General features: G+C 72.1%; 16 protein-coding genes and 4 pseudogenes. 14 read left to right on the forward strand and 6 right to left on the reverse strand.

The window, feature by feature from the left end:
- Window positions 1–160 precede the first annotated feature (160 nt).
- From ACFWBD_RS38380 to ACFWBD_RS38390, 3 genes and pseudogenes are all read right to left on the reverse strand, one after another.
- A pseudogene (locus tag ACFWBD_RS38380) lies at window positions 161–506 on the reverse strand (hypothetical protein); the annotation flags it as partial.
- Between the two features lie 236 nt (window positions 507–742).
- Window positions 743–2,221 (reverse strand): class I adenylate-forming enzyme family protein, encoded by a 1,479-nt coding sequence (locus ACFWBD_RS38385; RefSeq protein WP_385677826.1) that lies wholly within the window; start codon window positions 2,219–2,221, stop codon window positions 743–745.
- A complete protein-coding gene (locus ACFWBD_RS38390) occupies window positions 2,221–2,469 on the reverse strand; it encodes an acyl carrier protein (RefSeq protein ID WP_385677829.1) in 249 nt (82 codons plus the stop codon). Before ACFWBD_RS38390 ends, ACFWBD_RS38385 begins: the two co-directional genes overlap by 1 nt.
- A gap of 455 nt (window positions 2,470–2,924) precedes the next feature.
- Here ACFWBD_RS38390 and paaA point away from each other — a divergent pair, with 455 nt between their 5' ends.
- The 9 genes from paaA to kynU all read left to right on the forward strand — a co-directional run bounded on the left by paaA (window position 2,925) and on the right by kynU (window position 10,783).
- Window positions 2,925–4,088 (forward strand): 1,2-phenylacetyl-CoA epoxidase subunit PaaA, encoded by a 1,164-nt coding sequence (gene paaA / locus ACFWBD_RS38395; RefSeq protein WP_385677895.1) that lies wholly within the window; start codon window positions 2,925–2,927, stop codon window positions 4,086–4,088.
- Complete coding sequence (gene paaB, locus ACFWBD_RS38400) at window positions 4,085–4,387, forward strand: 1,2-phenylacetyl-CoA epoxidase subunit PaaB (protein ID WP_385677832.1); 303 nt, start codon at window positions 4,085–4,087, stop codon at window positions 4,385–4,387. The genes paaA and paaB overlap by 4 nt, the downstream gene beginning before the upstream one ends.
- Window positions 4,380–5,270 carry a 1,2-phenylacetyl-CoA epoxidase subunit PaaC gene (gene paaC, locus ACFWBD_RS38405; RefSeq protein WP_385677835.1) on the forward strand — a complete coding sequence of 297 codons (891 nt, stop codon included), beginning with the start codon at window positions 4,380–4,382 and terminating at the stop codon, window positions 5,268–5,270. The genes paaB and paaC overlap by 8 nt, the downstream gene beginning before the upstream one ends.
- Window positions 5,267–5,755, forward strand: coding sequence for a 1,2-phenylacetyl-CoA epoxidase subunit PaaD (gene paaD, locus ACFWBD_RS38410; RefSeq protein ID WP_385677838.1), 489 nt, complete (start codon window positions 5,267–5,269; stop codon window positions 5,753–5,755). The genes paaC and paaD overlap by 4 nt, the downstream gene beginning before the upstream one ends.
- A gap of 9 nt (window positions 5,756–5,764) precedes the next feature.
- A complete protein-coding gene (locus ACFWBD_RS38415) occupies window positions 5,765–6,910 on the forward strand; it encodes a 2Fe-2S iron-sulfur cluster-binding protein (protein ID WP_385677841.1) in 1,146 nt (381 codons plus the stop codon).
- A gap of 55 nt (window positions 6,911–6,965) precedes the next feature.
- Window positions 6,966–7,742, forward strand: a complete 777-nt coding sequence (locus ACFWBD_RS38420) for an SDR family oxidoreductase (RefSeq protein ID WP_385677844.1) — start codon at window positions 6,966–6,968, stop codon at window positions 7,740–7,742.
- Window positions 7,743–7,843: 101 nt separating this feature from the next.
- Complete coding sequence (locus ACFWBD_RS38425; RefSeq protein WP_385677847.1) at window positions 7,844–8,692, forward strand: tryptophan 2,3-dioxygenase; 849 nt, start codon at window positions 7,844–7,846, stop codon at window positions 8,690–8,692.
- Window positions 8,682–9,533: an alpha/beta hydrolase gene (locus tag ACFWBD_RS38430; protein WP_385677850.1), complete on the forward strand. Its 852-nt coding sequence runs from the start codon at window positions 8,682–8,684 to the stop codon at window positions 9,531–9,533. Before ACFWBD_RS38425 ends, ACFWBD_RS38430 begins: the two co-directional genes overlap by 11 nt.
- A complete protein-coding gene (gene kynU / locus ACFWBD_RS38435) occupies window positions 9,530–10,783 on the forward strand; it encodes a kynureninase (RefSeq protein WP_385677853.1) in 1,254 nt (417 codons plus the stop codon). The genes ACFWBD_RS38430 and kynU overlap by 4 nt, the downstream gene beginning before the upstream one ends.
- On the opposite strand, the pseudogene ACFWBD_RS38440 reads toward kynU, so the two are convergent.
- A pseudogene (locus tag ACFWBD_RS38440) lies at window positions 10,731–11,432 on the reverse strand (IS5 family transposase); the annotation flags it as partial. The gene kynU and the pseudogene ACFWBD_RS38440 sit on opposite strands and share 53 nt — an antisense overlap.
- 88 nt (window positions 11,433–11,520) lie before the next feature.
- On the opposite strand from ACFWBD_RS38440, the pseudogene ACFWBD_RS38445 reads away from it, so the two are divergent.
- Window positions 11,521–11,664: pseudogene (locus tag ACFWBD_RS38445) on the forward strand (inositol monophosphatase family protein); the annotation flags it as partial.
- Between the two features lie 186 nt (window positions 11,665–11,850).
- On the opposite strand, the pseudogene ACFWBD_RS38450 reads toward ACFWBD_RS38445, so the two are convergent.
- Window positions 11,851–12,096 (reverse strand): annotated as a pseudogene (locus ACFWBD_RS38450) (DUF6082 family protein); the annotation flags it as partial.
- A gap of 118 nt (window positions 12,097–12,214) precedes the next feature.
- On the opposite strand from ACFWBD_RS38450, the gene ACFWBD_RS38455 reads away from it, so the two are divergent.
- Together ACFWBD_RS38455 and ACFWBD_RS38460 are read left to right on the forward strand one after the other, a co-directional pair.
- Window positions 12,215–14,341 carry a SpoIIE family protein phosphatase gene (locus ACFWBD_RS38455; RefSeq protein WP_385677856.1) on the forward strand — a complete coding sequence of 709 codons (2,127 nt, stop codon included), beginning with the start codon at window positions 12,215–12,217 and terminating at the stop codon, window positions 14,339–14,341.
- A gap of 474 nt (window positions 14,342–14,815) precedes the next feature.
- Window positions 14,816–15,049, forward strand: coding sequence for a WhiB family transcriptional regulator (locus ACFWBD_RS38460; RefSeq protein WP_385677859.1), 234 nt, complete (start codon window positions 14,816–14,818; stop codon window positions 15,047–15,049).
- A 490-nt stretch (window positions 15,050–15,539) separates the two neighbouring features.
- Here the strand turns inward: ACFWBD_RS38460 and ACFWBD_RS38465 are convergent, their stop codons facing one another.
- Window positions 15,540–16,397 carry a cytochrome d ubiquinol oxidase subunit II gene (locus ACFWBD_RS38465; protein ID WP_385677862.1) on the reverse strand — a complete coding sequence of 286 codons (858 nt, stop codon included), beginning with the start codon at window positions 16,395–16,397 and terminating at the stop codon, window positions 15,540–15,542.
- 307 nt (window positions 16,398–16,704) lie between these two features.
- Between ACFWBD_RS38465 and ACFWBD_RS38470 the strand changes: the two genes are divergently transcribed.
- Together ACFWBD_RS38470 and ACFWBD_RS38475 are read left to right on the forward strand one after the other, a co-directional pair.
- Entirely contained in the window at window positions 16,705–17,610 is a 906-nt protein-coding gene (locus ACFWBD_RS38470) for an NADP-dependent oxidoreductase (protein ID WP_385677865.1), read from the forward strand.
- A gap of 83 nt (window positions 17,611–17,693) precedes the next feature.
- Window positions 17,694–18,755: an alkene reductase gene (locus ACFWBD_RS38475; protein WP_385677868.1), complete on the forward strand. Its 1,062-nt coding sequence runs from the start codon at window positions 17,694–17,696 to the stop codon at window positions 18,753–18,755.
- Window positions 18,756–18,760: the final 5 nt, after the last annotated feature.

The following is an 18,760-nucleotide window of genomic DNA, read 5'->3' on the forward strand; positions in this document are numbered from 1 at the left end:
CCCTCCCCCCGCCCCCGCCCCGCCCCCTTCTCCCCCCCGTTGCGGCCCATAAATGCCCCGCCGCACGGCCCCGTACGCACGCGCCTCTCCCCACACGGGGACGCGGCCGGCCCGGGGCCGTCCGCCCCGCCGGGGCGGCGACGAGAGGGGGATGTTGTCGTGGCATCCGCGGTCCACGCAGGAGATCCGCGTGCCTGATCACGAGGTCGCGCGTGGCCTGGATGTTCGGAAGGAAGACCGTCGTGACCCACAGCCGGCACTCGGCGAGCTCTTCCTCCGCGGGCGGTGACTCGGGCACGAACGGTGATCTGCCGTCAGGGAGGGCGTCGCGTTCCATGAACGCGCCGAGGACACGGCTGTTGACCTCCGTGAGGGCGAACAGTGGCCCGTAGAACTCCCTGAGCTGCCGGTGACCGGGCCAGGCGCTCTTGGCGATGCGCCAGGCGAAGCCCGTTGAGATAGGTGGTGACGTAGCCGGCGAACGCCAGCCCGATGGTGACGATCACTGCGTCATGAAGAGCGATGCTGGTCAGCTCAGTTGCCCGGTTCCCGGCGGTCCGCCGTGCCGGGCCCGGCCGCGGCCGCCACGCGCGGGCGAGCGGCCCGCAGGCGCGGTCCCGTCGATGAGGCGGGCGCGGGCCGGCCCCACCTGGCCGCGGAGCCGGTGACGGCCGACGGCGGACACTCCGACTCCACCGGTGTCCGCCCGTTGCGCCGCTCCGGCTCCGTGTACGCGACCGTCTCAGGTCCGCAGGAGCTTCTTGATGATCTTCCCCGCGGGATTGCGCGGCACCTGCTCGATGAACTCGATCCTCCGGGGCCGCTTGTAGGGAGCGAGGTTCTCACCGAGGTGTCCGAGCAGCGTGGCGGGCGTGGTGCCCTCCTTCGCGACGACGTAGGCGAGGGGCACCTCGCCGTAGTCCTCGTCGGCGATGCCCACGACCGCCGCGTCCCTGACCGCGGGATGGGTCATCAGCGCGCGTTCGATCTCCGAGGGGTACACGTTCTGACCCGCGCGGATGATCAGATCCTTGCTGCGGTCGACGAGATGGATGCGCCCGCCCTCGTCGATGAAGCCCAGGTCTCCCGTGAGGATCCAGCCGTCGAGGGTGATGTCACGGGTGGCCTCGGCGTCGTTCCAGTACCCCTGCATGATGCCCGGTCCCCGGACCGCGATCTCGCCGATCTCACCGCGCGGCACCTCCTGCCCCCGGGGGCCGACGGCGCGCGCTGACATGCCCGGCACCACCCGGCCGCACGGGATGCGCACGGTCGCGTCGCCGGGCGCGGGGTGCTCGTCCGGGCCGAGGGTCACGAAGGGGCCGCCGACCTCCGTCATGCCGTACACCTGGCGGAATCCGCAGCCGAGGCGGGCCACGGCGTCGGCGTACACGTCGACGGGCATCGGGGCGGCGCCGTAGAGGACCTCGCGCAGCGAGGACAGGTCCGTACTGTGCGAGGCCCTCGCCTGGAGCATGAAGCGCAGCATCTGCGGGACCAGCCACACGTGCGTGGCCCGGTGCCGCTCGACGGCGGCCAGGGCACGCTGCGGGGTGAAGCCCGGCATCAGGACGACCGTGGCCCCGGCGGCCATGTACGTCAGCGAGACGACCATGCTGCCGTGGTACAGCGGGCAGCAGTTGACCATCACGATGTCGTCGGTGGGGCGGGCCATCACCAGCCAGCCGAGGGCGATGGCACGGAACGACGCCTCGTCGACGGTCACCCCCTTGGCCCGGCCGGTGGTCGCCGAGGTGTGCAGGACGGCGATCGGGGCCGTGTCGGGAACGTCGGGCAGCGCGTGCGGCTCGTCGACCGTGCCGAGCGCGTCGAACGCCGGCTCGTCGAGCGGTACCCGGATCCGCACCGGATTCGGCAGCGACGGGTGCCGGTCCAGCAGGGCGGACTCGCCGATCACGGCCACCGCCCCGACACGTTCGATGATCGAGGCCACTTCCGGCTCGGTCAGGCTGTGGTTGAGCGGAACGAACAGGGCGCCGAGCCGTGCGAGCGCGAAGTAGCTCTCCAGCACCTCGATCCGGTCCTGCGAGAGTACGGCGACACGGTCACCGCGCTCGATGCCGAGTCCGGCGAGCCCTCGGGCGAGCTCGGCCGTGCGCTCGGCGAACTGCTTCCAGGTGACGCCGCGCCGCTCGTCGACGAGCGCGGTCCGGTCGGGGAAGCACTGGCGGTTGCGCTCCACCAGCTGTGTCAGCCACATCACGCACCGCCGGCGGGCCCGGCGACGGAGCGCTCGGCGACGAAACGTTCGTAGTCGGCGATCGTGCGCAGCTTCTCCATGTCGTCGGCGGTGATCTCCACACCCGTGCGCTGTTCGACGAGCAGGACCAGGCGCACCAGATCGCCGGAGTCGATGCCGCTGCCGGCGAGGTCGGCATCGTCGCCGATGGCGTCCGCGTACTCGGCCGTGCCGGTGAGTTCGACCAGCAGCGTCCTGATGGTGCTCATGGCTTCCCCTTTCGCTTGGTCGCGACCGTCCACCGTCCGGGCGACGCCCGTGTGTCGCTAGAAGAAGAGGCCCGTACGGCGTCCCGCACTCCCCGCCCCCGCGGGTGACCTTCGTCACGCGGGCGGGCGGGGCCGGCGGGGATAGCGCGGGCACACCGGGGCCTCTCTTCTCCGTGAGGGTTCTGCCCGCGGCACGTGACACGGCGGCGGGCGGGCAGTCACAGCAGAGGGGCAGAGGGAGTGATGCGGGTGCTCACCCAGCACGTGCGAGCCGGGGCGGGGCGCGGAGGCGGTGCCGGGGGTCAAGCGGGGCGTCCGAGTCCTGCCGGGTGCCGGATTCTCGCCGGACGCCCGAGTCCTGCCCAGAGCCCGTACGGTCCCGGCAGGGCGGGGACGCGGACCGGCGGGGACGGAGCCGCGTGAACGCCTGCGGAACGACGGCCGACGCCACTCCTGTGGCTCCTGTGGCTCCTGTGACGGAGCAGGAACTCCTCGCGCACTTCGAGGGGCTGCTCGGCGCGGGCGAGACCGTGGAGCCACGCGACTGGATGCCCGACGGGTACCGTCGGATGCTGATCCGTCAGATCGCCCAGCACGCCCACTCCGAGATCATCGGCATGCAGCCGGAGGGCGGCTGGCTGACCCGGGCGCCCTCCCTGCACCGCAAGTCGGTGCTCATCGCGAAGGTCCAGGACGAGGCGGGCCACGGCCTGTACCTGTACTCGGCCGCCGAGACGCTGGGCGTGGACCGCGCCGACCTGTTGGACGCCCTGCACCGGGGGCAGCAGCGCTACGCAGCGACGTTCAATTATCCCGCGCTCACCTGGGCGGACACGGGGGCCATCGCCTGGCTGACGGACGGCGCCGCCGTGATCAACCAGGCGCCCCTGTGCCACACCTCGTACGGGCCCTATGCCCGCGCGATGCGCCGGGTCTGCCAGGAGGAGGCCTTCCACGTGCGGCAGGGCTACGACCTGATGCGGTCGCTGTGCGAAGGGACGCCCGCGCAGCGGGAGATGGCCCAGGACGCGGTGGACCGCTGGTGGCTGCCGGCGGTGGCGCTGATGTTCGGGCCGCCCGACACCGTCTCGGGAGGCGCCGACGCACGCACCGCCGCGCTGGGCGCGAGCGTCTCGCGCCGCGCCATCGCGTGGGGGATCAAACGGCACACCAACGACGAGCTGCGTCAGCGTTTCGTCGACCACTGTGTGCCGCAGGCCCGGCGGCTCGGTCTGACGCTGCCCGATCCGGGGATCCGGTGGAACGAGGAGCGCGGGCACTACGACTTCGGTCCGATCGACTGGAACGTCTACCGGGGCGCGCTCGGTGACGACTCCCACTGCGCCAGGCAGCGCCTGGCCCACCGGGTGGCCGCGCACGAGGACGGCGCCTGGGTGCGACGGGCGGCCGCGGCGTACGCCGCACGCGGGGAGGCGGAGAACGCCGGGAGCGCGGACATGCGATACGCCGGGAGGCCTGACACGGAGAAGACCGGACAGGCGGACGGCACGGGGATCGCCGCGAGCTCGACGGACGCCCGCGGCCTCGGGACCGCGCCGAACGGCGGCGTACCCGAGGGCGGGGCGAACGGCGGCGGCGCGACGGAGCCGGTCGCATGACCCGGCCGGCGGAGGGCTCGATGGCGTCCTGGGAGGTCTTCCTGCGACCGCACCGAGGACTCGCTCACCAGCACGTCGGGTCGGTACGGGCCGTCGACGCGGACATGGCCCTGGGGCACGCCCGTGACCTGCACGCCCGGCGCGGCGATCCGCTCTCGCTGTGGGTGGTCCGCTCGGACGCGGTGCACGCCGCGTCCCCCGACGAACGCGACCCCTTCTTCAGCAACGCCCGGCACAAGCCGTACCGGTACCCCGAACAGTTCGCGCCGCTGGCCGAAGGAGGCGAAGACGATGGCTGAGCGCCCCGGCACCGTCCCCGGGGTGCGGTCCGGCAGCGCTCCCGACGACGCCGCCCGGCGGCGGTCCGGCGGTGCTCCCGACGAGGCCCGCGTGGGATCCGCCCCCGACGACGCCCTTGTCGGCTCCGCCCCCGACGACGATCTCGCCCTGTACACCCGGCGTCTCGGCGACGACGCCCTCGTTCTCGGCCAACGGCTGTGCCAGTGGATCACGCGGGCGCCGACGATCGAGGAGGACCTGGCGCTGTCCAACATCGCCCTCGACCTCATCGGCCACGCCCGCACCCTGCTGGCGTGGAGCGGCCGGCTGGACGGCACCGGACGCTCCGAGGACGACCTCGCCTTCGGGCGCACGGAACGCGAGTTCGGCAACGTCCTCCTCGCGGAGCTGCCCAACGGCGACTTCGCGGTGACCGTGGCCCGGCAGCTCGCCTACACGCACTACGCCGTACTGCACTACGAGGCCCTGGCCGGCTGCGCGCACGGAGAACTGGCCGCGTTCGGCGCGCGGGCCGCCAGGGAGGTCGATTACCACCGTCTGCACGCCGACAACTGGACGGTCCGGCTGGGCCTCGGCACACCGGAGAGCACCCGCCGCATGCAGGCGGGCCTGGACCGGGTGTGGCCGTACACCGCCGAACTGTTCGACGAGGACGACGTGCTGCGCCGACTCGTCCGGGCCGGGACCGTGCCCTCGTCCGGTCCGCCGCGCGCCCGGTGGCAGGAGCGGACGGGTGCCGTCGTGGCACGGGCCGGACTCACCGTGCCCGCGCCGGGCCGGCAGTCGCGCGGCGGCCGGGACGGCCTGCACACCGAGGAGTTCGCGCCGCTGATCGCCGAACTGCAGTCGGTGCACCGCCAGTTCCCTGGGGGCACCTGGTGACCGGGCTGTCCGCCGAGGAGGTCCGCGCCCGGGTGGGCGCGCTACCGGACCCGGAACTGCCGATGATCAGCCTGGCCGAGCTGGGTGTGATCCACGCGGTCACGACAGCCGCTGACGGTCTCCTCGACGTGGAGATCACCCCTACGTTCCTGGGGTGCCCGGCGCTGCCGGCCATCGCGTCCTCCGTCGCGGAGGTGCTCGCCGACTGCGGCCACCCCGACGGCCGGGTGCGCCAGGTACTGGCACCCGCCTGGACCACCGATCGCATCACGGCGTCGGGCCGTGCGAAACTCGCCGCCCACGGCATCGCCCCGCCGTCGCCCACGGGAGCCGCCGGCACCGTACACCTGGCTCTCGGCGTGCCGTGCCCGCACTGCGGATCGCGGGCCACCCGGCCGCAAAGCCCCTTCGGTCCGGCCCGCTGCCAGTCGCTGCTGCGGTGCACGGCCTGCCAGGAGTCCTTCGCTTCGATGACGGCGATGTGAGGTGACTCCATGAACACAGCCCACGTCGGTCCGGCCCCCGTGGACACCGCCTCGGAGGAAGGGCATACAGCACCGGAGGGCGCGGCCGCCCCGCGCACCGGCTGGTTCCGGCTGGCGGTCACCCGGCTCGACCTGATGACCGAGGACACCGTGGCCGTCACCCTGGACGTTCCCGCGGCCCTGAAGGCGCGGTTCGTCCACCGGCCCGGTCAGCACGTCGTCGTGCGGCACCGGCGATCGGGCGGGGAACTGCGGCGCAGCTACTCGGTGTGCCCGCCGCCCGGTGACCCGGCCGCCCTGCGCGTCGTGGTGAAGCGCAACAGCGAAGAGGGCTTCGGCGCGTACGCCCTGACGGCGCTCGTGGTAGGCGACCAGCTCGAACTTGCCCCGCCCACAGGGCACTTCGGGCTGCCCGTGACCCCGGGCGGACACCATGTCCTGATCGCGGGCGGCTGCGGCGTCACCCCACTCGCCGCGATGGCCGCCGCGGCCCTGCGCGCCGACCCGGGCTGCCGGGTCTCGCTGGTCCACGCGGCGCGCACGGCCCGGACGGCGCTGCTGTCGGACGAACTCGCCGAGCTCAAGGACGCGTTCGTGGACCGGTTCACCGTGCTGTACGTCCTCTCGCGGGAACGGCGCGAGAGCGAACTGTTCACCGGTCGCATCGACGCGCCCAGACTCCGCAGGCTGCTCGCACTCCTCGACGCGCGTCCCGGGCCGGACACGACGTTCGCGCTGTGCGGACCCTACGGACTGGTCGAGACGGCGCGAGCGGCCCTCACCGCGTGGGGCGCGCCCGCGGACCGTGTCCGCTCCGAACTGTTCTCCACCGAGGGCGCACCGCCCGAACCCGTCCCCGCCGCCCCCGCCTCCCGGCACGGCCGGGTCACCGCCGTACTGGACGGGCGGACCAGCCACGTCACGATGACCCCGGAGGACGATGTAATCCTCGACGCCGTCCTGCGGGCCCGCCCCGAAGTGCCCTACGCCTGCCGCGACGGCGTGTGCGGGAGCTGCCGTGCCAAGGTCCTCTCCGGCGAGGTGGCGCTCGGCCGCCAGCACGCCCTCGACTCCCGGGACCTCGCCGCGGGCTTCACGCTCGTTTGCCGGGCCCGTCCGCGCACCGGCGAACTCACGCTCGACTTCGACGCCTGAGCACCCCGCATTGCCCCAAGTCCCGCTGTTACCGCCCCACATGAAGGAGTAGGCCTTGACCACGACCCTGCGGCATCACGGCAGGACCGCCCTCGTCACCGGAGGCAGCCGCGGCATCGGCAGAGGCATCTGCCTGCGGCTGGCACGGGAGGGTGCCCTGGTCGCGGTGCACTACGGGCACGACCGGGCCGCCGCCGAACGGACGGTCAAGGAGATCGAGACGGAGGGGGGCCGCGCGTTCGCCGTGCACGCCGAACTCGGCGTCCCCGGCGACGCCGACACCCTGTGGGCCGCCTTCGACCGTGAACTGGCGGCATCCGGCGCGGTCCCCGGGCTGGACGTCCTCGTCAACAACGCCGGCATCACCCTGCCGCGTACCGTCGCGGACGTCACGGAGGAGGAATACGACCGGGTGTTCGCCGTCAACACCCGCGCGCCGTTCTTCATCATCCAGCGCGCCCTGGGCCGACTGCGCGACGGCGGCAGCATCGTCAGCATCTCCTCGGGCGCCGCCCGGATCGCGTACCCCGCGATCGTGGCGTACACCATGAGCAAGGGCGCCCTGGACACTCTCACCCTGTCCCTCGCCAAGGAGTTGGGACCCCGCGGCATCACGGTGAACACGGTCGCGCCCGGGTTCACCGAGACCGAGATCAATCCGACCCTGCAGAACCCGCAGGTCCGGCAGGCGCTCTCGGCCGCGTCCGTGTTCGGGCGGCTCGGCACCCCCGCCGACATCGCCGACATCGTGTCGTTCGTCGCGAGCGACGAGGCCCGATGGGTGACCGGACAGTGGATCGACGCGACCGGCGGCGTCCATCTCGGGCTGTGACTCCGTAGTCCGAACGTCCGCCAACCGCCGACGGCCGGTGTGCGGTCGGCGCCTCCGTCATCGTCTGCCCTTCCCGTCGGCGGCAGCCTCTAGGAGCACTCATGAAAGACGGCACGTCCGCCCTCGCGGAGCTGTCCGCGGACGACCCGCTGACCCAGCCCTTCCAGGGCGCGAGCCCCTACGACGACTACGTCCACGCGTCGGTCCTCAACTCCCTCCAGCAGCCGCTCACCGAGGCGGCGGACGAGATGGGCTTCCTCGTCACCACCCAGGTGATGGAGCTCTGGTTCACGCTGATCGTGCACGAGTGGCGTGCGGCGCGGGGGGCCTTCGCCAAGGACGATCTGGACACGGCCATGGACGCCCTGGTGCGCAGCACGCGCGCGGTCCGGTCCCTCAACGGGTCCTGGCAGCCCATCGCCGCCCTGACGCCTGTCCAGTTCAACGGTTTCCGCGCCGCGTTCGGCAAGGCGTCCGGCTTCCAGTCGGCGATGTACCGGCACATGGAGTTCCTGCTCGGCGAGAAGTCCGCCGGACTGCTCCGCGCGCACCAGGGCGACCCGTCCGTGCACGAGGCGCTGCGCGAGGCACACCAGGAGCCCTCGCTCTACGACGAGGTGCTGCTGTTCCTGGACCGTCGGGGGCTGCCGGTGCCCCGGCACGTACGCGAACGGGACCTCACCGCACCGTACGAGATGGACCCCGGGGTGGTGGCGGTCTGGCGGGGCATCTACGCCGGTCCGCAGCATCACCCGCTGCTGGCGCTGGGCGAGTTGCTCACCGACCTCGCCGAACTGGTCTCGCGCTGGCGGTACGACCACGTCATGGTGGTGCGCCGCGCGATGGGCGCCAAGCCCGGAAGCGCCGGTTCCTCGGGCCTTGCCTGGCTGGAGCAGCGCGCCTCACGCGCGGTGTTCCCCGAACTGTGGGCGGCCCGCGGTGACATCTAGGGTCGTCTCCGCGTTCGCGGCGCAGGAGGAGAAGCGGGTGCTGGGCCTCAAGCCCGTACTGGCTCCGGAGCACGGCTCGTACGGCGGCCATCCGCACCAGGTGTACGACGCGTGGCCCGCCGAAGACCCCGACGCGCCGCTGGTGATCCTGCTGCACGGCGGCTACTGGCGCTACGACCGCATGCATCTGACCCCGTTCGCCGCCTACTTGTCCCGGCAGGGGTTCACCACGCTGCTGCCGGGGTTCCGCAGGTCGGGCGGGGCGGGCGGCTACCCGGAGACCTTCGACGACGTCGCCCGGATAGTCGACACACTCCCCGGCGGGCGGCCGTACGTGCTGGCCGGCCACTGCTCGGGCGGCCATCTGGCCCTGTGGTGCGCGGCCCGGGGGCTGCTGCCGACGGACTCGCCCTGGTACACGACCAGCCTGCCGACGAGTGTGCTGGCGCTGGCACCGCTCACGGACCTCGACGCGACGCGCAGGGACGAGCTGAGCAGCGGCGCGGCGCTGCAACTCCTGGGCGGCGGGGCCCGCTTCGTGGAGCGGCTGGCGTCGGTGGATCCGCTCACCCTGCTCGCGGGTGCCGGTTCGACGGGGGTGCCGACGGTGCTGCTGCACGGGGATGCGGACGAAGAGGTGCCGCTGTCGCAGTTCGCGGACTACGCGGCGGTCCACCACGACCTGGAGACCGTCGTGCTGCCCGGCACCGGCCACTACACGCTCATCGAGCCAGGGGCACCGGGTGCCCGCGCTGTCGTCGGCATCCTGCGGCGCCTGTCCGGCGTCCCCGGTGCGGCGCGGCCGGACGCCCACGACTCCGAGGGGGTTCCCCGACCGTGACGACCGCACCCGCCGGACTCGGTGAACTGGCTGCGGACCTCGACGCCGGCGATCCGCTGGCCCCGGTCCGGGACCGCTTCCTCCTCCCGGAGGGGGTCGTCTACCTGGACGGCAACTCGCTCGGCCCGCTCCCTGCCGCCGTACCGCCGGTCCTCACCGAGGTGGTGCGCGAACAGTGGGGAACCGGTCTGATCCGGTCGTGGAACACCCACGCCTGGTGGGACGCCCCGGTCCGGGTCGGCGACGCTGTCGGCCGTCTCATCGGCGCGGCGCCGGGGCAGACCGTGGCGGGCGACTCCACCAGCGTGCAGTTGTTCGGCGCGCTCAGTTCCGCCGCAGCGCTGCGTCCGGGCCGTCGCCTGCTGGTCACCGACCCCGGGCACTTCCCCACCGACCAGTATCTGGCGGACTCGGTGGCACGGCTGCACGGTCTGGACGTACGGCGGGTGCGGCCGGGCGATCTGGAACGGTTCCTGGCCGACGAGGGCGACGGCGTCGCCGTCGTCAGCTATTCGCCCGTCGACTACCGGACCGGCGAACTGCACGACATGGAGTCGCTGACCCGTCTCACCCACCGGGCGGGCGCGCTCGCCCTGTGGGACCTGTGCCATGCGGCGGGTGCGCTTCCCCTCCATCTCGACGAGCTCGGGGTGGACTTCGCGGTCGGCTGCGGCTACAAGTTCCTCTCCGGCGGCCCGGGGGCGCCCGCGTTCCTGTACGTGGCCCGGCGTCACCACGCGGTCTGGGAGACCCCGTTGCACGGCTGGAACGGACACGCGGATCCCTTCGCTCTCCAGCAGCGGTACACGCCGGCGCCGGGCATCGCGCGGGCCCGCATCGGGACCCCGCCGATGCTGTCGCTGCTCGCTCTGGAGGCGGCGCTGAGCGCCTTCGACGGCGTCGACATGGCGCAGGTCCGCGCCAAGAGCCTCTCCCTCACGGGCTTCTTCCTGCGCTGCGCCGAGGACCTGCTGGCGGACCTGGGTTTCGAGCCGGTCACCCCGGCCGACCCCGCGCGCCGCGCGAGCCAGGTCGCGCTGCGCCATCCGCACGCCTACGGCCTGATCCAGTCGCTGGCGTCCCGGGGGATCGTCGCCGACATGCGGGCCCCCGACCTCCTCCGGTTCGGTGTCAACGCCCTCTATACCTCCCACCAGGACCTCCTCACGGCCGCCCGTCGTCTGCGGGAGACCGCCGCCACCGGCGCCTACGATCCCTCGCCTCACGGTGCCGCGGGCACGGTGACATGAGGGGCCGGGCGGTGGTGAGGCGGACGAGCCGTTTGCCGCGTAACCATTTCCGCAGGCGGGAGATGTCGTAGGCCTTGTCGGCGTGGAGGCGTTGAGGCTTGAAGTGGCGGCCGCGGTGGGGGTCGTGTCTCGTTTGGTGACCCGTGATCATGGGCTTCAGTGCGAGGCTGTCGTGGGTGCCGGCCGCGGTGACGCCGACGAGGGGGGCAGCCCGTTCGCGTCCGACAGGACGTGCATTTTCGCACCGGGTTTGCCCTGGTCCACGGGGCTCGGACCTGTGAGTTCACCCCCCTTTAGCGCGGACGTGGGCGGAGTCGAGGACGGCACGTGAGGGATCGAGGAGGCCGGCGTCGTCGAGCCCGTGCAGGATCTCCTTGTGGAGCCGGCCCCAGACTCCGGCCCTCGACCAGATCAGAAAGCGCCGATGGGCCGTCGACTTCGATATCCCGAAACAGGGTGGTAGGGCCCGCCGAACGCACCCGCTGACCAGGACGCAGATGATGGCCGCGAACAGCGTCTCATCAGCAGTGTCCTGCGTCCCGCCACCCTGTGGCCGCACCCTCGACGGTGGGATAAGCGATTCTGCGATCTCCCGCAACCCGTCCGGAACGATCCAACTCCACGTACCCCGAGACCAACGACGCCTCACCACATAGGACGCGGTCTCAGGAGGGGCTGAACAGGGCCTGGAGGGTTCGGGTGGCTGGTTCGCGCAGCCAGGCGTGGGCGGGGTCGTCAACCAGCCGGTCCTCACGGCCGTCCACCTCCCGCTGACCGGCGACACCTGCACCGCCACCGCCGGCGGCGGCGCCCACCTCAACGGCCGTACCCTGACCGTGTCGGCGAAGAACGACCTGGGTGTCGCGCTGATCGGCACCGGATAGGCCCGGCCCGGCGAGAGCACCCGGCCCGCCACCAAACCCGGAAGGCACGGGCAACCGGCCAGTGGCACGAGGCGACCGAGGCGCCATGCGGACCGCAGTCAGAGCGCCGACCGAGGTCCGCCAGGCGGGCGACGCCCCCGCGACGGGCCCAGTAGGCGGGCTGGGAGCAACGGGCGAGCGAGTCGGCGGTCCCGAAGCGAGCGCGCGAGCGTGCTCCTCGCCCACGATGGCCAGGAAGCGACGACCGACACGGCTTCCGGACGAACTGGCGATCCACGAGGCGTGAGCCCTGCTCCAGAAGTGCCACCCGGCCTCTCCGGTGAACATCCCGGCAAGCATGTCCCTTGATGTCGGTGTGCTGAGGGACCTCCCGCGACACCTCGAACCCGGAGGAGGCTGCTGGACCGTCCCCGTGGGAGTCGGCCGCATGCCGGGCGGGCGTTCTCCTGCCGCAGGCGGGTCACCGTGGCGTCACGCGTTCCGTCTGGCACACTCCGCTGCCTTGCGGGAGGGTGACCATGACGGGGCTCAACATATTGTCGGATATATGAGTGACGACAGTTTCGCTGCGCATGGTGGTGAGGCGGCTCTGGACCAAGTGCTCAGTGGCACGGTGCAACGCACGGGGGCCTTGGCAGCCAGCGTGTACCTGCTGCCGCCGAGCGAGTCGGTGCTGTGCCTGACGGCGGTGTGCGGGGTGCCGGTGATGGTGGCAGCGCCGTGGCGGAGGGTGGCGGTATCCGCTGCGGGACCCCTGTCGGAAGCGGTGCGGGAGGACCGCCTCGTGTGGGTGGGACGGCAGGAGGACATGGCCCGCCTGTATCCGAACGCCGCCGCCGGGCTGCCCTACCAGTTCGCCCTGGCCTTCGCCCCCCTGCACGGTGTCCGCCGGTGGGGGGTGCTGGTGCTGGCATGGCCCAAGAGCCACCCGCCCTCGCTGACCCGTCGAGAACTCGGGCACATCCAGTCCAGCGCAAGCCGCATCACCCGAGTGCTGGACCAAGCACCTGCACCTTGGAGCATTCCTGATCAGCCGCGCACCGTCCCCCTGCGCCGCCCTGACCCGGACCCCGCGCAGAGCGGGCTCGCCGCCGCCGACCTGCTCCAGCGGATGCCCGTCGGCGCCCTCAGCTTCGACCTGCAGGGCCGCATCACCTACCTCAACGACGCCGCCGCCCGGCTGCTCGGCCGCAGAGCCGACCGCCTCCTGGGCACCCTGCCGTGGCAGTCCGTGCCCTGGCTCGACGACCCCGTCCACGAGGAGCACTACCGCATCGCCGTCTTCAGCCGCGAGCCCGTCGCCTACACCGCGCTGCGCCCGCCCGACCACTGGCTCGACATCCGGCTCTACCCCGACGACAGCGGCATCAGCGCCCTCATCTCCCCCCACCTCGACCCGCAGTCGGCGGACGCACCGCCGCCCGGCATCACACCGGCCCTGGGCGCCTCACCGCAAAGAGCTGGCACGGGGCGCATCCACCAGCTGATCCACCTGGCGGCCGCCCTGAGCCAGACCGTCACCGTGGCCGACGTCGTCAACGTGGTGGCCGACCAGATCCTGCCCGCCTTCGGCGCCCAGGGCATGGTCATTTCCGTTGTCGATGCCGGACGCCTGAGGATCACCGGGCACCGGGGCTACGACCCGCGCAATGTGGCACGCCTGGACGGCCTGCCCCTGGACACCGGCCTCACTCCTGCCGGCCATGTCCTGCAAAGCGGCATCCCGGCCTTCTTCGCCGACCCCGCCGAGATGGCCCGCGCCTACCCCCGGGCACCGGCTCTCAGCGGCAAACAGGCCTGGGCGTTCCTGCCCCTGCTGGTCGCCGACCGCCGTGTCGGCTGCTGCGTCCTGTCCTACGACCACCCGCACCCCTTCAGGGCGAGCGAGCGCGCCGTCCTCGTGTCGCTGGCCGGACTCATCGCCCAGGCCATGGACCGCTCGCTCCTGTACGACGCCAAGCATGACCTCGCCCATGGTCTGCAGCAGGCCCTCCTACCAGCGGCCCTGCCCCACTTCCCCGACCTCGCCGTCGCCGCCCGCTACCTGCCGGCCGCCCACGGCGTGGGCATCGGCGGCGACTTCTACGACCTGATCCGTCTCAGCGACACCGACGCCGCCGCCGTCATCGGCGATGTACAAGGACACAACATCAACGCCGCGGCCCTCATGGGCCAGGTCCGCACCGCCGTCCACGCCACCGCCGGCGCGTTGCCCGGCGAAGTCCTGGCCCGCACCAACCGCGTCCTGATGGATCTCGAAACCGACCTGTTCGTCTCCTGCCTCTACATCCACATCGACCTCGCCGAGCGACGCCTCCACCTGGCCAGCGCAGGACATCCGCCCCCACTTCTGCGCAGCCCCGCGCCCACACCGCACGCCATCGCGCTCGGGGTGGAACCGGGACCTCTGCTCGGCATCGGCGCGGGCAGCGAGGCCGACTACCCAGTCACCACCATCGCGTTCCCGGCGGGGTCACTCCTCGCTCTCTACACCGACGGCCTCGTAGAAACCCCCGACACCGACATCACCGACTCCATCACAGACCTCGCCGACCACCTCACCAGCAACGGCGACCGGCCCCTCGACGACCTGGCCGACAGCCTCCTGCACCACGCCGGCCTCCACCACACCCGCACCGACGACATCGCCCTGCTCCTCCTGCGCAGCCGGTAGGCGACCGTAGCGAGGAGCCGCTCGCCCGCCGGCAGGATGGCCGTGGCCTTCATGCCGAAGTCAGCGGCGGTTCCGCCTTCCTCCGCCCGACCGTGCGCAAGACTTTGAGCAGGTCCTGCGTCTCCTCCAGCGTCAGCTGGCCAGCCGCCCGGTGTCATGCTCCACGGGCGCGACGTCGACCTCGTCGAGGTTTCACTGACGATCATGAACCTCATGCCCGACGCCATGAACGCATGGGCTGACGGCACACCTGCTGGAACAGCGGGCCTGTACCAAACCGGCAATTAGCCTTATATTGCTGCTACCTCTGCCGGATGGTGCCGTGCGTTAAGCACCGCTCGAACGGGCTGCCCGAAAGCGGGTAGCCGACGTGTGACCCGCGGAGGTCGTGGTGATGTCTTCTCTCTTTTCCAGTCGCCTCTTCTCACATGCCTGTGACGTCGTCCAGGTGACGGACTTCCGGGGAGGCCGCGCGTGAACTGGCGTGACTTGGCAGCGTGCCGCTTTGAAGACCCCGAGCTCTTCTTCCCGATCGGCGAGGACGGTCTGTCGCGCCGGCAGATCGAGCAGGCTCGCGCTGTCTGCCACGGGTGCCCTGTCGTGACAGCCTGCGGTAGCTGGGCTTTGCGCAGCGGCGAGTACGAGGGCGTGTGGGGCGCGATGACGGCGGGTGAGCGCCGGGCGTTGCGGTTTTGGCGCGAGGCTTGAGCCGGCGCCTTGTCGAAGCGGTGTGCTCTCGTCACATTCCGTGTTGGATCGTGGCCGCCGCTCCACTCGGTCCACCGGTCGTCGTCCGGGATGCTGTCGGGGTCCTGGACGCCCGCGCCCTCGAGGAACACCACCAGATCCTGATCGCTGTACACGGCCTTCGTGAGCACCGCGCCCACCGCAGGCGCCTTCCCGAGAGACCTGCTCGCTAAGCGCTGACCGTTCGGCGGGACGGAGTGGACGGCTGCGCGATGGGGCGGCCCGCGCGGGACGTACATGCCCTGCCGGACGTATGTACCGTGCGGACGCCCGTATTCGCGGGACGTACATACCGTGCGGGGCGTTCGTACGGCGCGGGGCGTTCGTACGGCGCGGGGCGTTCGTACGGCGCGTGACGTTCGTACGGCGCGTGACGTCGGTACGGCGAACCCGTCGGCGCGTTGACTTCAGGGCGCGCGGTGCGGCCGGGAGCGGACTCGGGGCCTCCGGGTCAGTTCGGCGCGCGGTGCGTCGTGGGCGGTGCCGAGGCGTCCGAGCGCTGGAAGGTGCGGTACAGCAGCCACAGCGACGGGACGAGCAGTACGGCTCCGCAGGCCAGCGCGATCAGGCAGGCCGAGAGCACGGCGGGCTGGGAGGCCGCCTCGTCCACCGTGAGGCTGCCGACCAGCATCGCCGGATACTGGGCCGCGCCCCAGGACCAGAGGATCGCGGCCACCGCCAGCGCGGCCGCCGCCCGTGCGGCCACGTAGTGGCGTGTCCTCAACAGGACCAGCCCGGCGACGCCGCTGACCGCGCTGAGCACCACCTGCGGGAGCGTGCTGTGCGTCAGCCCGTGGAACAGTTCGGGCGCGTCGGTGTGCAGCACCGCCGTACCGGCGAGAGCGACGGCGCCGCTGGCCGGCCCGCTCACCACGGCCCGCCGGGCGAAGGCCGAAGCCAGTTCGGGATCGTCCTCGCGGGCGGCGTCCGCGCACAGGTACACGGCGGCCAGATGGGCGCAGGCGAGGACCGCCAGCACGCCGCCGAGCACAGACGTGGGGTTGAGCCAGCTGGTGATCACGTCTCCCTCGGCCAGCCCGGACGGCACCCGGCCGGAGGCCACCGCCCCGGCCACGGCCCCCAGGAAGAACGGCGTGACCAGCGAGGACACGGCGAAGAACGCGCCGAACAGTCGCTGCTGCCACAGCTCGGTACTGGCCTTGCGGAAGGCGAACGCGGAACCGCGGGCGATGATGCCGAGCGCCGCGAGGGTCAGGGGCAGACAGAGCGTGGACATCACGGACGCGAAGACGTGGGGATCACGACCCGACACGCCCGCCCCGTCCGTCGGCGCGGGGCACGGGTCCACGACTCCTCAGGGGTAACCGGTGCCCGCCCAGTTGATCTTGAAGCTCCGGCGACTGCTCAGCTCTCCGATTCATCCTCGGCGAGGATGCGGTGGACGGTGGCACCGGGGGGTGCTGACCCTTGCTCACACCTTGGCGGTCGTCGCGTTCGTTCACATGGTCGGCCAGTCGGCCGTGCAAGTGGTCGGCGCACCCCGAAGCGAGCCGAGGTGTACCACCTGGCACGAATACTTGGCTAGCCACATGATTGCTGTTACCTTGATTATGTGGCCAGCCACGCTTTTGGTGGCCAAAGGGAATGGAGTCATCATGAAAGCAATCGTTTTTGACCGGTTCGGCGGCCCGGACGTGCTGCACGAGGCGGACATCGAGGTCCCGCAGCCCGGACCCGGCCAGGTCCGGGTCCGCGTGAAGACCGCCGGGCTGAACGCGCTGGACGGCAAGATCCGCGCCGGGATGCTGGAGGCCGTCCGCCCGACGACCTTCCCCGCCGTCCCCGGTGGCGAGCTCGCCGGCGTGGTGGACGCCCTGGGTGAGGGCGTGAGCGACGTGCAGGTCGGCGATGAGGTGCTGGGCTGGTCGGACACCGGCTCGTACGCCCAGTACGCGCTGGCCACCGCCGTGGCCCCCAAGCCCGCCGGCCTCGACTGGCGGCACGCCGTCGCGCTGCCGGTGGCCAGCGAGACGGCCGAGCGGGTCCTGGACCTGCTGGGGGTGGCCGCCGGGGAGACCGTGCTGATGCACGGCGCGTCCGGAGCGGTGGGAACGCTGGCGGTCCAGCTCGCCACGGCCCGCGGGGCGCGCGTGATTGCCACCGCGGGCCCCTCCAACCAGGACTACCTCACCTCGCTCGGCGCCACCGCGACCGTGTACGGCGAGGGCCTGGTCGAGCGGGTGCGGGCGCTGGCCCCCGACGGCGTGGACGCGGTGTTCGATCTGGCCGGGAAGGGAGCCCTGGCGGACTCCATCACCCTGCGGGGCGGCACCGAGCGCATCGTCACCATCGCCGACTTCGGTGCACGGCAGCTGGGCATCACCTTCTCCCAGGGGTCCCCGGAACGCTCGACCGCCCGCCTGGCCGCCCTGGCCCAGGACGCCGCGGCCGGCAAGCTCGTCACCACCGTCACCGCCTACCCGCTCGACCAGGCGGCCACGGCCCAGCAGGTCAGCGACGCCGGGCACGTGCGGGGCAAGCTCGTCCTGACCGTCGGCTGAGCACGCCCGCCCGCCCCCTCCCCACGACCACCCACTGCCTTTACGGTGACCGGCCGGTCACCGTCATATCGAAGGGCCCCCTCATGCTGGATTCACTGTGGACGCCGACCGCTCTCGGCGGCATATCCCTCCCGCACCGCCTGGTCATGGCCCCCATGACCCGTGACCGCTCCACACCTGAAGGCGTACCGACCGAGCTGAACGCCGAGTACTACGCCCAGCGGGCCTCGCACGCTCTCGTCATCACCGAGGGAACCCAGCCCTCCGCCGACGGCCAGGGCTACCTCCTGACCCCCGGCATCCACGATGACGAGCAGATCGCCGGGTGGCGCAAGGTCACCGACGCCGTGCACGCGGCCGACGGCCGGATCGTCATCCAGCTGATGCACACCGGACGCATCGCCCACCCCGACAACACCCCCCACGGCCGCCGGCCGGTCGCCCCTTCGGCGATCCGCCCACAGGGCGCGATGTTCACCGCGTCCGGGCCCCAGGAGATGCCGACCCCCCGTGCTCTGTCGACGCAGGAGGTCGCGGCGACCGTCGACGACTTCCGCCGCGCCGCAGCGGCCGCCGTCGCGGCAGGCGCCGACGGCGTGGAGATCCACGGCGCCAACGGCTACCTGGTGCACCAGTTCCTCTCCGACAACACCAATCAGCGCACCGATGGCTACGGCGGCTCGATCGAGGGCCGCATCCGCTTCGCCGTCGAGGTCGCCGCCGCGGTGGCCGACGAGATCGGCGCCGAGCGCACCGGTATCCGTATCTCCCCCGGCAACCCCTACAACGACATCGCCGAGTCCGACACCGCCGAGCTGTATCCGGCGCTCCTGGACGCCCTGCGTCCGCTGGGCCTGGCCTACCTCCACGTGATGCACGCGGGCGACGAGGAGCTGCTGGGCACCCTGCGCGCGCTGTGGCCGACCACGCTGATCCTCAACCGGGGCGGCACCGACCTGCCCGCCCGCGCCAAGGACATCGACAACGGCACGGCCGACCTCGTCTCCGTCGGCGCCCTCGCGCTCGCCAACCCCGACCTGGTCGAACGGCTCCGCGCCGGCGCGCCGCTGAACACCCCCGACCCGGCGACCTTCTACGGCGGCGGAGCGGCCGGCTACACCGACTACCCCACCCACACCGGCTGAGGCCC

The sequence above is a fragment of the Streptomyces sp. NPDC060002 genome (assembly GCF_042737245.1).
Taxonomy (GTDB): domain Bacteria; phylum Actinomycetota; class Actinomycetes; order Streptomycetales; family Streptomycetaceae; genus Streptomyces.